This is a genomic window from Fictibacillus iocasae (genome assembly GCF_042665465.1).
In the GTDB taxonomy this organism is placed as follows: Bacteria; Bacillota; Bacilli; order Bacillales; family Fictibacillaceae; genus Fictibacillus; species Fictibacillus iocasae.
In genome coordinates this window covers 1-13,601 of sequence record NZ_JBHTCP010000052.1, presented here as the reverse complement: position 1 = coordinate 13,601, position 13,601 = coordinate 1, and the positions used below count along the sequence as shown (strand labels likewise).

General features: G+C 44.0%; 8 protein-coding genes. All 8 read right to left on the bottom strand.

Translation table 11 applies throughout. The features are described from left to right. Positions 1 to 76: 76 nt before the first annotated feature. Positions 77 to 1,405: a glycoside hydrolase family 30 protein gene (locus ACFQPF_RS17370; protein ID WP_379751328.1), complete on the bottom strand. Its 1,329-nt coding sequence runs from the start codon at positions 1,403 to 1,405 to the stop codon at positions 77 to 79. Between the two features lie 14 nt (positions 1,406 to 1,419). Further along, positions 1,420 to 2,784 carry a GH1 family beta-glucosidase gene (locus ACFQPF_RS17365; protein WP_379751326.1) on the bottom strand — a complete coding sequence of 455 codons (1,365 nt, stop codon included), beginning with the start codon at positions 2,782 to 2,784 and terminating at the stop codon, positions 1,420 to 1,422. 493 nt (positions 2,785 to 3,277) lie between these two features. Next, entirely contained in the window at positions 3,278 to 4,771 is a 1,494-nt protein-coding gene (locus tag ACFQPF_RS17360) for a response regulator (protein WP_379751324.1), read from the bottom strand. Continuing rightward, complete coding sequence (locus tag ACFQPF_RS17355; RefSeq protein WP_379751322.1) at positions 4,764 to 6,617, bottom strand: sensor histidine kinase; 1,854 nt, start codon at positions 6,615 to 6,617, stop codon at positions 4,764 to 4,766. The genes ACFQPF_RS17360 and ACFQPF_RS17355 overlap by 8 nt, the downstream gene beginning before the upstream one ends. An 877-nt stretch (positions 6,618 to 7,494) precedes the next feature. Next, positions 7,495 to 9,141 carry a type 2 periplasmic-binding domain-containing protein gene (locus tag ACFQPF_RS17350; protein WP_379751320.1) on the bottom strand — a complete coding sequence of 549 codons (1,647 nt, stop codon included), beginning with the start codon at positions 9,139 to 9,141 and terminating at the stop codon, positions 7,495 to 7,497. A 118-nt stretch (positions 9,142 to 9,259) separates the two neighbouring features. Continuing rightward, a complete protein-coding gene (locus tag ACFQPF_RS17345) occupies positions 9,260 to 10,162 on the bottom strand; it encodes a carbohydrate ABC transporter permease (RefSeq protein WP_379751318.1) in 903 nt (300 codons plus the stop codon). Between the two features lie 13 nt (positions 10,163 to 10,175). Then, the gene (locus tag ACFQPF_RS17340; RefSeq protein WP_379751316.1) at positions 10,176 to 11,159 is read right to left on the bottom strand and encodes an ABC transporter permease; all 984 of its coding nucleotides are present in this window, start codon (positions 11,157 to 11,159) and stop codon (positions 10,176 to 10,178) included. Positions 11,160 to 11,504: 345 nt separating this feature from the next. Further along, on the bottom strand, positions 11,505 to 13,184 hold the full coding sequence (locus ACFQPF_RS17335) for a methyl-accepting chemotaxis protein (protein WP_379751314.1): 1,680 nt from the start codon (positions 13,182 to 13,184) through the stop codon (positions 11,505 to 11,507). Positions 13,185 to 13,601: the final 417 nt, after the last annotated feature.

Below are 13,601 nucleotides of genomic sequence, written 5' to 3'. Positions count from 1 at the left end.
AACAATGGAAAAAAACGGCCCCCTTGATTCCAATACGTTCTGAAAACCCAAAGTGGCCGCTCGCTAAGATGTTTTTTTACATAGAAATTAAAAATGTTGTAATCGAATGCTCTGGCAGCACAGCTTTCACAGCTTGTCCGCCAAGTACCACCGACAATTCTTCCGCAGTATCTCCCGCATTCATGACAACTGCCGCGATGCTGCCGTCTTCGTTTTGGAAAGAAACCGTCTGCAAGCCGTCAGATGTCAGCCCGCTCGCAATCCGCACCGCTCCAGGCTTGATGTACTTGCTGAAATGCCCGATGTAGTAGTACGAGCTGTTATAGTGAATCTCGCCTGTTTTCGTATCGACGATAATCGGCGCGTCACAATAATTGCCCACATGATTCGGTCCGCCCTGTTCATTCAGCACAAGGTTCCAGTCAATCCAGCCTTCAAGATAGTTGTTCATGTCACCTATCATATTGCGCGCGTATCGCTCGCCTGTATGCCACGCGCCGAGCTGAACACCGCCCTCAATGCAGCCTTCTGTGAAAATCAAATGCTTATCAGGAAACGCCTCGTGAATTTTGGTCAAGTTCTCAAATTCCTCCGACACGTACCAGTGAATACCCGTGCCCCATACATAGCGCGCCGCGTCAGGATCTGACAGCACCGTTGACGCACGTTCGTACGCGATATCACGGTTATGATCCCAGATGATGATCTTTTTATCGCCAAGTCCTTCTTGTTCCATGATCGGCCCAAGATGTTTTTTCACAAAATCGCGTTCTTCTTCTCCCGAGTAAATGCACGAATCCCACACTTGTGTCGCGTCTGGCTCGTTTTGCACGGTGATGCCCCAGATCGGCACCCCTTCATTTTCCATCGCCTTCACGTATTTGGCGTAATAACGCGCCCAAACATCGTTGTATTCCGGCTTCAATTTTCCGCCATTGTTCATCTCGTTGTTCGTTTTCATCCAGGCAGGTGGGCTCCAAGGAGAAGAAAGAATCGTCAGCTCTTCTCCTCTTGCCGCTACTGCATCTTTTATGAACGGAAGCACGTGTTCTTTCTCGCGCTCGATACTGAACGTAGCGAGCTCGGTATCGCCGTCTTCCACGTACGTGTAATTGCCAAGCGCAAAATCACAGCTGTGAATGTGCGTTCTGCCAAGGTTATAGCCAAGCCCATGCTCTTTATGAAAATAGCTTTCTATCACCCGCAATCTGTCTGCAGCCGGGATTTTGGAGAGCGTATAAGCCGCCGCTTCCGTAAACGCTCCTCCAAACCCCATGAAACGTTGAAACGTCTGATCTGGGAAGAGCTCAAGTGTTTGTCCTTCAACCTTTTCAACGTGCGTTGCTTCTTTTTCAGCGAATCGATCGCCGGTGTTTTGTGAAGTCTGTATCATCCTTACATTCATGGTTGCAGCCTCTTTTAGTTAGATTTAGTCAATTCGCCTGCGTGCTCTGTGTTGCGCTCTTTAATGATTTCCGCATAACGGCGGCCGCTATCTTTTAGAATTCTTTCCTGCGTTTCAAAATTGACATACGTGATTCCGAAACGCTTGTCATAGCCAAACGACCACTCAAAGTTATCAAGCAATGACCATAGGTAGTAGCCTGCAATGTTCATGCCTTCGTCGTTTAAGTCTGCAACTGCACTAATGTGCGCTTCAACGTACTCTTTACGCTCAAAGTCATGAACGCGGTTGTCCTCTGAAACGGTATCCGGGAACGCCGCTCCGTTTTCTGTGATGAAGATTGGCAGATTCGTATATTCCTTACGCAAACGGCGAATTAGATCCTTGAACTCATTCGGGCTAATATCCCAGCCCATGCCTGTTTTCGCATAGTCGCTGTGCGCATATTTGTACAGAAAATCAGATGGCGAACTGAACTCGACCAAACCGCGCGCATAATAGTTGATGCCGAAGAAATCGCACTCAGTCGAAATCTTCTCCAAATCACCGTCCTGAATGAAGCTGTAGTCATGCACATACTTAGAGAACAGGTTCATCATATCAGCCGGATAAGACCCTTTTAGAACCGGATCAAGGAACCAGCGATTGCTGTAGCCGTCCGCATTGTTCGCTGCAAGCTTGTCGTTAACAGAATCGCTTGCCGGATAGATCGGCGACAGATTCAGCGTGATGCCAATCGGTGTTTTTGATCCGAATTTCTCTTTTAAAAGTGTAACGGCTTCTCCGTGCGAAAGAAGAATATGGTGAACCGCCTTAAGAGCCTCTTCCATATTGGAATGGCCCGGTGCATGAACGCCTTGGTGGTAGCCAAGGAATCCGGCACACCATGGCTCATTGTGCGTGATCCACATGTGCACAGAATCACCGAGCTCTTCAAAGCACTTTTCTGCGAACTCAGCGAACCACTTCACAGAGTCACGGTTCGTCCAACCGCCAAGCTCATGAGCCCACATCGGCAGGTCCCAGTGATAGAGCGTAACAGACGGCTTGATGCCTTCTTCTTTCATGCGCTTGATGATTTTTTTATAAAAGTCCATACCTGCTGGATTGTACTGTCCTTGTGCCGGGAAAATACGCGGCCATGCGATCGAAAAGCGGTAAGAATCTACACCAAGCGACTTTAGCACTTCAATATCTTTTTCATATAAGTGGTAATGATCGCACGCCACATCACCATTTTCCATGTTCTCTACCTTGCCTGGAATATCGCAGAACATGTCCCAAATCGATGGTGTTCGTCCATCCTTGTCATGTGCTCCTTCAATCTGATAAGAAGATGTTGCTGTACCGAAAATAAAGTCCTTAGAAAATCTGCTCATATACGTTCACCTCTAAAATTAGTTGTTATAGACTTTGTAAGCGCAATCATTGTTTCTCACTCTTATTTTACCTTTGCGCGGTCCACAACTAGAGACAGGGAATTTTGTATATGGTTTCAATATTTTTGCTATCAAAGAAATGTCGCCAATTTCGCTGACCAAATAGTTTCCAAAAAAAGTGCGGTTTCTTTGATGCTTATGAAATGCGAGCCGTTCGATTGCCATTTTGAGGGGTTGCGCGCCATTTCTATTACGATGCGAGCGGGTTTGTTGTACTTTCGGGCCAAGCGACCTCTAAAGGTGATTTTTAACTAGTCCACTTCCCCCTCATGCTAGCTTCCGCTCCATTATTTTGATTTGCGCGCCATACTTTGATTTTTCGCGCGACATCCTGCTCATCCCCCTCATTTGCGCCCCGCTTCCAACAGCTTGCGCGCCAAGCCAAATCCACCCCAATAAGAAAAACCGGCATCCGCCGGTTCTCAACTTGTTCTTATTTCTGCCGGTATTCTTTCGGTGAGATGCCTTCGATCTCACGAAACACACGCGCAAATTGCTTTGGATTTTTATAGCCTACTTTTTCGCTGATCTCGAACACTTTATCATCGGTCTCAATCAAAAGTTTTTTCGCTTCTCCGACTCGTACTTCTTTTAAATAATCAACAAAGTTCTGGCCGGTATACTCTTTGAACATATGACTGAAATACGAGTAATTGAGCGAGATGTAATTCGATACGACGGCCAGGTTCAAATCTTTGTAATAGTTTTCCTTAATATAATCAATGGCCTTGTCCATGTACTTCTGTTCAGAGTACACCGACTTCATCTGCTTGTTATATTCATGCAGCCTCATGAGCAGCTTTTCGAGCGCCTGGCAGTACTCATGATAGTTTTCAAAGCTGTACAGATTTCCGATCTTGTTGAACAGCTTGAACGTCTCGACAGATTCTTCCCCAAGCCGAGCAAAGAAACTCTCGAATATCGTATTGTTAATTTCCTTGCTTATATCCTCCAGATAGCTGATATCGCGCTTCTCCACTAGCTCATATTCTAGAATTTCTTTGAGATACTCTTTGATTTCTTTTTCCCGATCAGTCCCGAGCATGTTATAAATTTTCTTAATGTTTTCAAGCGGAAGCTCGGGCACCTGTTCTTTATCTGCCACTTCATCATACGCAATCTTCGTGCTGCGAGGATAAATAAACCGATATTTTAGCGCTTTATCAGCCTGTTCATAAGCCCGTTTGATATCCTTGATCTCTTCTGTATGACCGCTTATTCCAATCGAGAACGAGGAATGCCGGTCACGTTTTAGGTATTCATTCAGCTTGTCAAATATGTCGCGGTCTGCCACAACGATGACATTCCGTCCCTCACTGTCACGAAAGGACAATATCTTGCCTGATAAGCCTTCATTCTTTAGCCACTGATTGATTCCTCTTTCCTCAGTCACGGCAATGCCCACATAATAGCCGTGCACAAAAGGCTCAATCTGCATGTTTTCGTAAAAATGCTCCAGTCCGTCTGTTTCGGAATTTGGATTCAGCAGCATATAGTTCAGCTGACTCGTACGGTAACCGTCCAAAAATTGATCCGCTTCCTCTTCGGCTGTTTCTAGTTCATGCATAATGTTATTCAGCGTCTGGAAAAGCTCGCTGCGGTTGACCGGCTTCAGCAGGTAATCTTTCACATTCGCTTTGATCGCCTCTTTTGTGTAAACAAAATCGTCATAGCCGCTTAAAATTACGAGTGCAGGTGCTTTTTCTTCCCGCTGCTGAATTGCTTGTATGAGTTCTATGCCGCTCATGCGCGGCATCTTAATATCGGTGATCACGATGTGCGGCGTCACTTGTTCCATAAGGTCGAGCACTTCCTGACCGTCGCTCGCCACAACGGTTTCAAACGTGTCTGGAAACTCTCGATTGATCATCGCCTGTATGCCAAGCCTGATGTTCTTTTCGTCGTCCGCGATAATCATCTTATACATGCTTACTGCCTCCTTTCAAAAATTTAGACGGGATATGGATGGTCACTGCCGTCCATTCACCATTCTCACTTGCCACAGTAAGTCCGTACTCTGCCCCATAATGAAGCTGGATGCGCTCATGAACGTTGCGCAGCCCGATTCCGTTGCCGCTGCTGATGGATGTATACGGTTCATCCTGTTCCGATGTGATGCTGCCATTCAGTTTTTCACACTGTTCAGGAGCCATTCCTTCACCGTTATCCTTGATTTCAATATAACAAGAATTCTCTTCCCTCCACGCCCGCACCTCAATGACACCCGGCCTTGTGAATAAAACAGGGCTGATTCCGTGCTTGACCGCATTTTCGACGACTGGCTGAAGGGACATTTTTAATACTTCTTGGTCGGCCATATTTTTCGGCACATCCACATTCAGTGTCAGCTTATTGTCCAGACGCAAATTCATGATATCTACATAATTGCGGATATGATGCAGCTCTTCTTCCATCACAATAAAATCATTTTTCCAGCGAAGATTATAGCGCATCATCTCGCCAAGAGACGTTACCGCATCCGATATATCATACTGCCCTTCAATTTCCGCCATCATCTTAATGTTTTCAAGCGTGTTATAAAGAAAATGAGAATCGATTTGTGTCTTTAACGCTTTCAGCTCGGTTTCCTTTACGGCGGCTTGTTTGTTGACAGCATCGGCTATGAGACTGTTAATCTTTCGTACCATACGCTTAAAATGGGCAGCGAGCTCACTAATCTCATCATGTCCGCTAATGTCTGCCTCGAATTCAAAGTCACCCTTCTCCACCCGCTTGATGGAATCACGTAAAAGATACATTTTCTTCAGCAGCAGGGAAATCAGAATATATGTGAACATGGATAGAACAATCACCAGAAACACAATTCCGGCTAAAATGATGCTGATCGTCTTGTCCGCACCCTCGTTCAGCTTTTCAAGCGAAATCACGTTCAGCATGTAGCTGTCGAGGTCATCAATATACGAATAAATCACAAGATAAGGCGTCTCTTTATTCACAAATTGAAAGCTGCCCGTCTTCTTTTTCTTATGCTGCGCGAACGTTTCTTTCAAGGTTTTACTCTTAATTCCTTCATCCCTTAAAAACGTATCATGGTAATTCCGAATCATTTTGCCTTGCCGGTCGAGCACCACATAAACTGAGCTTCTGTCATTGACCGTACCAAACATTTTCGGAAAAAAGTTCTTCAGCAGCATGTTGATCTCAATAATGCCCAAATGCTCGTCTTTCGGATAATCGAGCTCACGCAGTAAAGAAATCTTCGACGTGTTTTGAGACGGAAGCCGGTTCAGAACATCCTCTGTCTGCTGATCAAACTGCCACATCTCCATGCCATTTCGACTCACAACCTCCTGCCGCCACGGCTTTTTCATGATTCGGTCCTCACTGAACAGAATCGGCCACATTTCCGTGACGTACGGATTGGACGTATAAAGGCGAATGTTTTCAATGGCCGGATTGTTCACCTGCAGCCTCGACACATTCGAAAACGCATTCATTTTAAAATGAATCAATTCATCCACATTGGCTTCGTTTCTCGACCGCACGAAATCAATAAATTCCATGTCCGACACGACCATCTGCGCCGTTCTTCTCATCGTTTCAATATTGTTCTTAATGATGACCTTCTCAATCTCCATCGCATTTTCATTCTCTTTGCGAATATCATAAATCGCCCGGTCATACACGTCGTTCGTATAATAAAACGTAAAAATACTAATCGGAATAATAATAATCACAACATACAAAGCAATCAGCTTCTCCTGAAGCGAAAGCCGATCCAGCCTGCTGCTAATAAAATGCCACACCCACATAACCTCACACCCGCTGATTTACAATCTACCTAAAGTATAAAGGAATTGGTTTAGTAATAAAGCTTAATTTTAAGTTTTCTAATATTTAGTATTGAGATTTTAATAATTCTAGAGGATTAAGCATTCAACGTAGTAGTTGATCTGCGTTTCGGACGCACGCTTTCCGCGGGGCGGGAGGTGAGCCCCTTCGTCGCAAGCGCCATTGAAGGGGCTCACCTTCCCACTCGTCCCGCAGGATAAGTAAGACTACTAGAGCAAGACATCGCACGAAGAAAATGTGCCCTGTCATTTTCGAGGAGTCGGCGTCCTACACTCCGATCAACTTATTCAAAGAAGGAATCAAGTAGCCTAAATGAACATCGGAGAGTTACTGCATGATATTCATTCATCTAGAGATACTATTGAAAACATGTACAGGAGACTTTGAAGAATGGTAGAAAAGCTTCTGGAGTTAAGAATCCTGCAGTTGGCCCAAACGGTAATCTATCTAGCATTCTTTTAGTCTTCTTTAGAATTCATCACTGCCTAGTTGATTGAAGTGAAAGGTGCCGACTCCAGCGGGATGAGTGAGACAGGTGAGAGCTTCCAATGGCGCTTGCGGCGGATAGCTCACCTTGTCCAGCAGAAAGGGCTAGCCCCTCGAGGTCAAATGAGAAAGTGCCCAATAAGTCAAAAGGCGACTTACCGGTCCCATTCTCATTTGCTTGTCGGGGCTGGACAAGCCCTTTCTGCTTTTCGCCATCACCCCGCGGAAAGCGTGCACCTGTAACGGAGATCAACCTCTTCTTCGTGCTTTCAATTCTGCAAAGAATGAAACTAACAATACAAAAAAGCATCTTTAGATGAGTTACTCTAAAGATGCCTTTTTGGTTTGTGATTATTTCGAAGCTGAATCCAGCTTCTTTTTGTTATCTTCGTATGTCTTCTGCTGATACTTTTCTACTTTCTCATATCCGTAAGAATCACGCTTTTTCTTGAATTCTTTGAAGATCTTGTTGAACTCTTTGTCTGACTTCGCTAGAAGAAGCTTCGGAAGGGTCTTGCCCCATTCTTGTGCGATTTTGCTCGCTGCCACACCTTCTGCAGATGTTCCAGTCGGGTTAATGCCATCGAACTCAGCAAAGCTTACTGTCTTGCCTTTCGTCCAATCTTCCATTTGTTTGAATGGCTCAGATGAAGGCGGAAGCCACTTCAGGTTCATGTTCGTGTCCATCAGCATCCAGTACTTATAAGAAGCACCATACTTTTGGTCGAACGCTGCACGGTCTTTATTTAACAGATCAAGAACTTCAGGCTTGAATTCAGGCTTTCCGTTGTTTTCAGTATACGTTTCGCCTTCCTTACCAAGGTAAAGATCCTTCTGTCCTTCTTCACTGATCATGTACGTCAAGAACTGAATCGCGCGTTCTTTGTCTTTCACATCTTTAGAAATGAGTGTAACGGTCCAGCCAGAAATGCTGTCGCCTGCTAGAGTCGGTGCATCGCCTTTCGAGTTTGCTGGTCCGTCAACTGCAATGTATACAGAGTTTGGATCTTTTTGGTATAGTGCGTGCTGCTGTGCAGCAAGGTCACTGCGCTGGTACAGCATCGCGAAGTAACGGCCTTGTGCAATCTTTTCTTCCATTTGTGGACGCTTGTCGATAAAGATATCCTTTGCCAATAATCCATCTTCGTTCGCTTGACGGAATGTCTTCAACCAGTCAAGGTATTCTTTATCTTGCGAGCGGTCGTACACCTTGCCGTCTTTTTCCATAGGAATGGCAAGGAAGTTTTGCAAGTATAATTCAAGAGATGTGTTACCTACATCCGTGAACTCGTTCATACCGAATGGAATAAGCGGTGCACCGTTCACTTCTGGGAACTTTTCTTTTGCTGCTTTAAGTGCGCCTAAGAATCCTTCCGGCGTGCTCATGTCTGGGCTGCCGATTGCTTCGTACATATCTTTTCTTACTAGGAACGTCTGGTTAGACGGCTTAAGCTCTTTGTACTTGTCAAAGTCTTTTGGTGAAGACGAAGCGTTCGGATAGCCGTACGTATTGCCGTCTTCTTGTTTGTACCATTCAACTTTTGCATCGTCTGTTACTTTATAGAAATACGGGTCGTATTGATCAGCTAACTCGTTTAATGGAAGAACAAGCTCACCTTCAACCATCTTTTTCACAGCATCTTCCCACCAGCCAATTGTGATGAAATCTGGAAGCTTGCCTGATGCGATCATGGTGTTCATCTTTTCTGCTTCGTTTCCAGCAGGTGAAATGAAGTTAACCGAAACACCCGTCTTATCTGTTACATACTTAGAGACAGCATCGTCTCCCCATTTGTGTGCGAACCACGAGAAGTTCACGTACCAATCGAACGTGATTGGATCCTTATTCGTTTTCCAGCCTGGCTCGTTTGCTGTTGCTTTTGATTTCTTTTCACCGGAAGCGCTTTCATCTTTATCACTAGAACAGCCGGCGAAAAGTCCGACAAACAATGACAAAACAAGAAGCAATGAAAAGCTTTTGAATAATGATTTTTTCATCTTCTTATCCCTCTCTTTTTATAAAGTATAGAATGAATCAAATATATTGGGAAGGCCGCTTGTGCCTTCCCTGTTAAAAGGGGGATCATCCCTTCATAACCAAAGCTTTAAATGGTAATCAGCCTTTTACAGAGCCGATCAGCATTCCTTTTACAAAATACTTCTGCAAGAACGGGTACACAAGCACGATTGGCAATGTGGTGACAACCATCGTGGCAAGCTTAATGGATTGCGAGGTGACCGTTTTGGTCGCGATTGTTCCTGCTGCATTCATCATCATCTGGTTCGAGCTTGATTCAGCGACAACCTTATACAAATACGTCTGGATCGGCTGAAGCGATGGATCGTTGACGAAGATCACACCTGCGAAATAGTCGTTCCATTGATACACACCTTGGAAAAGAGCGATTGTCGCGATAACCGGCATGGAAAGCGGAATGATCACTTTAATAAAAATGGTGAAATCGTTCGCTCCGTCCATCTTAGCTGCTTCCTCCAGTGAAGCGGGAAGCTCTCTGAAGAACGAAACAAAGATAATCAGGTGGAAAAAGTTAAACATCGTCGGAATGATATACACTAAGAAGTTATCGAAAAGCCCGAGATCTCTTATCAAAAGGAAGTAAGGAATCAAACCTCCACTGAAAAACATGGTTACAATACCAATCATCATGTACAGCTTGCGGCCGTAAAGGTCTTTACGTGAAATCGCATATGCGACCATCGCTGTAAAGAACACGTGGATGACCGTTCCGATAACTGTCTTGGCAACCGTCACCCCAAAGGATTGCAGAATACCTGGGTTGTTGAATACAGCTTTATAGTTCTCGAGGGAGAACTCTCTCGGCCACCAATAGATGGAGCCGCCCTTCATAGCATCCATGCCATCATTGAGCGAGTTCACGATAACGTACCAAATCGGGTAAAGTGTGATCGCACAGATGGCGAGCATGATCAGGATATTAATATTATCAAAGATATACTCACTTGTTGTTCTCCTGTTGCGTTTGAAAAGTTTAAACAAGAATTCTCACCTCCTAGAATAACGACGTACCGTTAATTTTCTTCATGATTTTGTTCGCGGATAGAAGAAGGATGAACGCGATAATGGCTTTCATTAATCCTACTGCTGTTGCATACGAGTATCTCGCATTTTGGATACCAAGCTGATACACATACGTATCGATAACGTTACTTGCGCTTTCGTTTAATGAGTTCTTCAAAATTAAGATCTGATCAAAGTTTGAGTTCAGAACGCCGCTCACGGCAAGAATGAACAAAATGGCGATTGTCGGCATGATTGCCGGCAATGTTACATGCCACATCTTCTGGAAGCGATTCGCCCCGTCAATCGTTGCTGCTTCATACAGCTCTGTCGATACACCGGCAATGGCAGCCAAGTAAATGATTGCTGACCAGCCAAGCTCTTTCCAAATATCTGATAAAATGACGATCGCCCAGAAGTTATCAGGCTCTGCCAGGAAATTCGTTCGTTCGTCGATCATACCAAGACTTAGTAACACATCATTGATGACACCTATATCCGCAAGCCATGTTGTCAAAATTCCGCCAAGAACAACCCACGAGATAAAGTGTGGCAAATAGGAAATCGTCTGTACCGCTTTCTTCAGCTTTAGCGACGTCAGCTCGTTAAGCAGAAGGGCGAATATAATCGGTAGCGGAAAGGCGATCAAGAGCTTGATCAAGCTCATACCGAGCGTATTTTTCAAGACAATCAAGAAATTCTCGTCCTGTAAGAATTCCTTAAACTGCATCAGACCTACCCATGGTGCTTCAGAAATGGATTGAATGATGTTAAATTCTTTAAACGCAATAATGAGTCCATACATCGGGATGTAATTGAAGATGAACATCCATACGACACCAAGAAGGGCCATGATTTGCAAATACTTTTGATTATTGATTCGCTTGGCCGTCTTTTTATATCGTTTACTCTTTGCCCCTTGTTTTACGAGAGGGTCTATTAGCTGCTGTTCTGGTTGCTGGATTTTCACGTCCATACACTCACCGCCCTAAATCACTCTGTATTTCTACTACCTTCATAGTAAGAAAACCCTTACATTTTTATAAGCTATGGAATTTTGCTTAAGGTAGCAGTTTTTTGGATTTAGAATCACACACCAAAAATCCAGCACCTATCACGTTGTTAGCGGTTACAATTTTATACAATTAACATCAGGCGATCTAAAGCAAATCCTGGACGTTAACCATTAAGTCAGCCTTAGTTGCTTTTATCGTGAAAAGGCGCAAAAAAAGTGGCCCGATGCATGGATGAACCTTTCGAGGCAATGCCTGTGAAAGATTGTAAATGCATCGAACCACCATTCCCTTTCAAAATGGTCATCTTAAACCTGGAAAGAATCTGCTTTCACGGAAAGCTCCTGAGCCAAGTGGGTTAAGTGTTTCATGTCCCCAGAAATCTGGCTGAGCAATGCGGTTTGTTCCTGGGCAGATGCGGCCACTTCTTCGGAGGATGCAGAAGATTCTTCAGAGATTGCGGTGATTTCTTCAACCATACCTTGCACACTTGCTGCGTTCTGGCGAATCGTCTGAAGTCCTTCCATTAAGTCTTGAATTTGCGTTTCTGTTCCTTGTACGTTTTCAACAATAACATCGAGTGATTGCCCACTTTCTAAAAATACACGCTCTTGTTCAGAGAATTGAAGAAGATTCTGCTCAATATAAGAAAGCGACGTTTTCGTATCCTTCTGTGTGTCTTGAATAAGCGTGGTAATCCGGCTTGTCGCCTCTTTCGTTTCTTCCGCAAGCTTTCTCACCTCACTCGCCACTACGGCGAAGCCTTTACCATGTTCCCCTGCGCGAGCAGCCTCAATCGTAGCATTTAAGGCCAGCAAATTCGTCTGATCGGATATATTATGGATTAATTCGCTGATCCCCCCAATTTCATTGGCTTTGTTCTCAAGATTACGAATGGTGGCGGTCGTTTTTTCTAAGTCTTTTACAGTCTCCTGAAATAAATAGATGCCGTCTAAAATTTTTGTTTTTCCGTCCATTGCTGCATTGGTCGATTCAACAGCACTTCGTATCGTTTTTTCTGCAGCCTCGTGTCCTGTATTCACGCTGCCGTTTATGCCTTGTATGGCTTCTAGTATAGATGACGCTTGAATGGACTGATGCTCTACACCGCTTGCCACTTCCGTAATGGCATCGGCAATATGAGTAGAAGCCTGTCCCGATTGATTGACACCGGATTGTATGGAAAAAGAGGTAGTATTCATCTCCTTCGACTGCTGCTGTATAGATTGAACAAGCGATTTAAGCTGCTGGCGCATTTCCTCGAATGACTGTGACAGCATGCCTATTTCATCTTTGGATAATACATCTACTGGGATGGAGAGGTTTCCTTGAGCAATAAGATTTGCCTTTTCTTGGAGGAGTTTTAAGTGATTAGCAATTCTAGAGGAAATGAAATGACTAATGGTTGCCGTTACGATTAAACCCACGATCATTAAGATAAGTGTAAGTTTCGTCATATACTCCATATCCTTTTTAAACGCTTCAGTGTCTTTTTGTGATTCAGCAATGGATTCGTCGATATATCGGTCTACTCTTTCGTTAATGTCGCTTGCAGCCTGGTCAAACTCTTTCATCATGACATTCCCTTTTTCAGGACCGCCGTCTATATAGGACTGAGCCATCTTCTTTCCTGAAAGATAATAGTCATTGAAGGAAATCTGAAGGTACTGAAGCTCCTCATTATTTCTTCCTTGCTTCAATGTTTTTAACGTCTTATCAAAATCTTTTGCGTACTCTTCTGCCACAACAAAGCCATCATCTAGCCCTGGCGCTGCCCTCGTTGCACTAATATCCGTCAGCCACTGCTGAACTTGCACAACATCAAGCTTTAATTGGTCAGCTAACCGAAGGCGCTGTAATTGTTCACGTTCAAACTGCTCTGTTCTTTCACTAGCCAGCATATTTTCATAAATTGAAAACGTCAAAATCCCGCCCAAAATAAGACAAGCAAGAAAGATAATCAAAAATAACTTTTTGCGAATCGCCATCGTCTCCACTCCTTCATATAAGCTATTTATCATAAAGATAGTTCTTTAGACTTATCTAGCTTTTCTTATATATCGTTTACAAAGGTATTTTGTTAAGCATTTGTCGAATTATTGTATAATTATATTTATATACCATCTTGTAACGCGGTAGTGGATTAACGTAAAGAAAACTTGGCTGACGCCCTGCCTTTAAGTCAGCCTTAGTTGCCCTTATACTTTTTTCCTAAACTTTTTGACTGCGTCGAATTTCTTCCCTGCTAAAAAGTTATAATTTTAAAGTGTAAAGAAAACTTGGCTGACGCCCTGCCTTTAAGTCAGCCTTAGTTGCCCTTATACTGATATGAACGAAGCTGTCAATTTGGCCAGCTTCAATAGAGGGAGCGTTTATAGCTTCCTCTATTGTTGTATTTAAGGTTG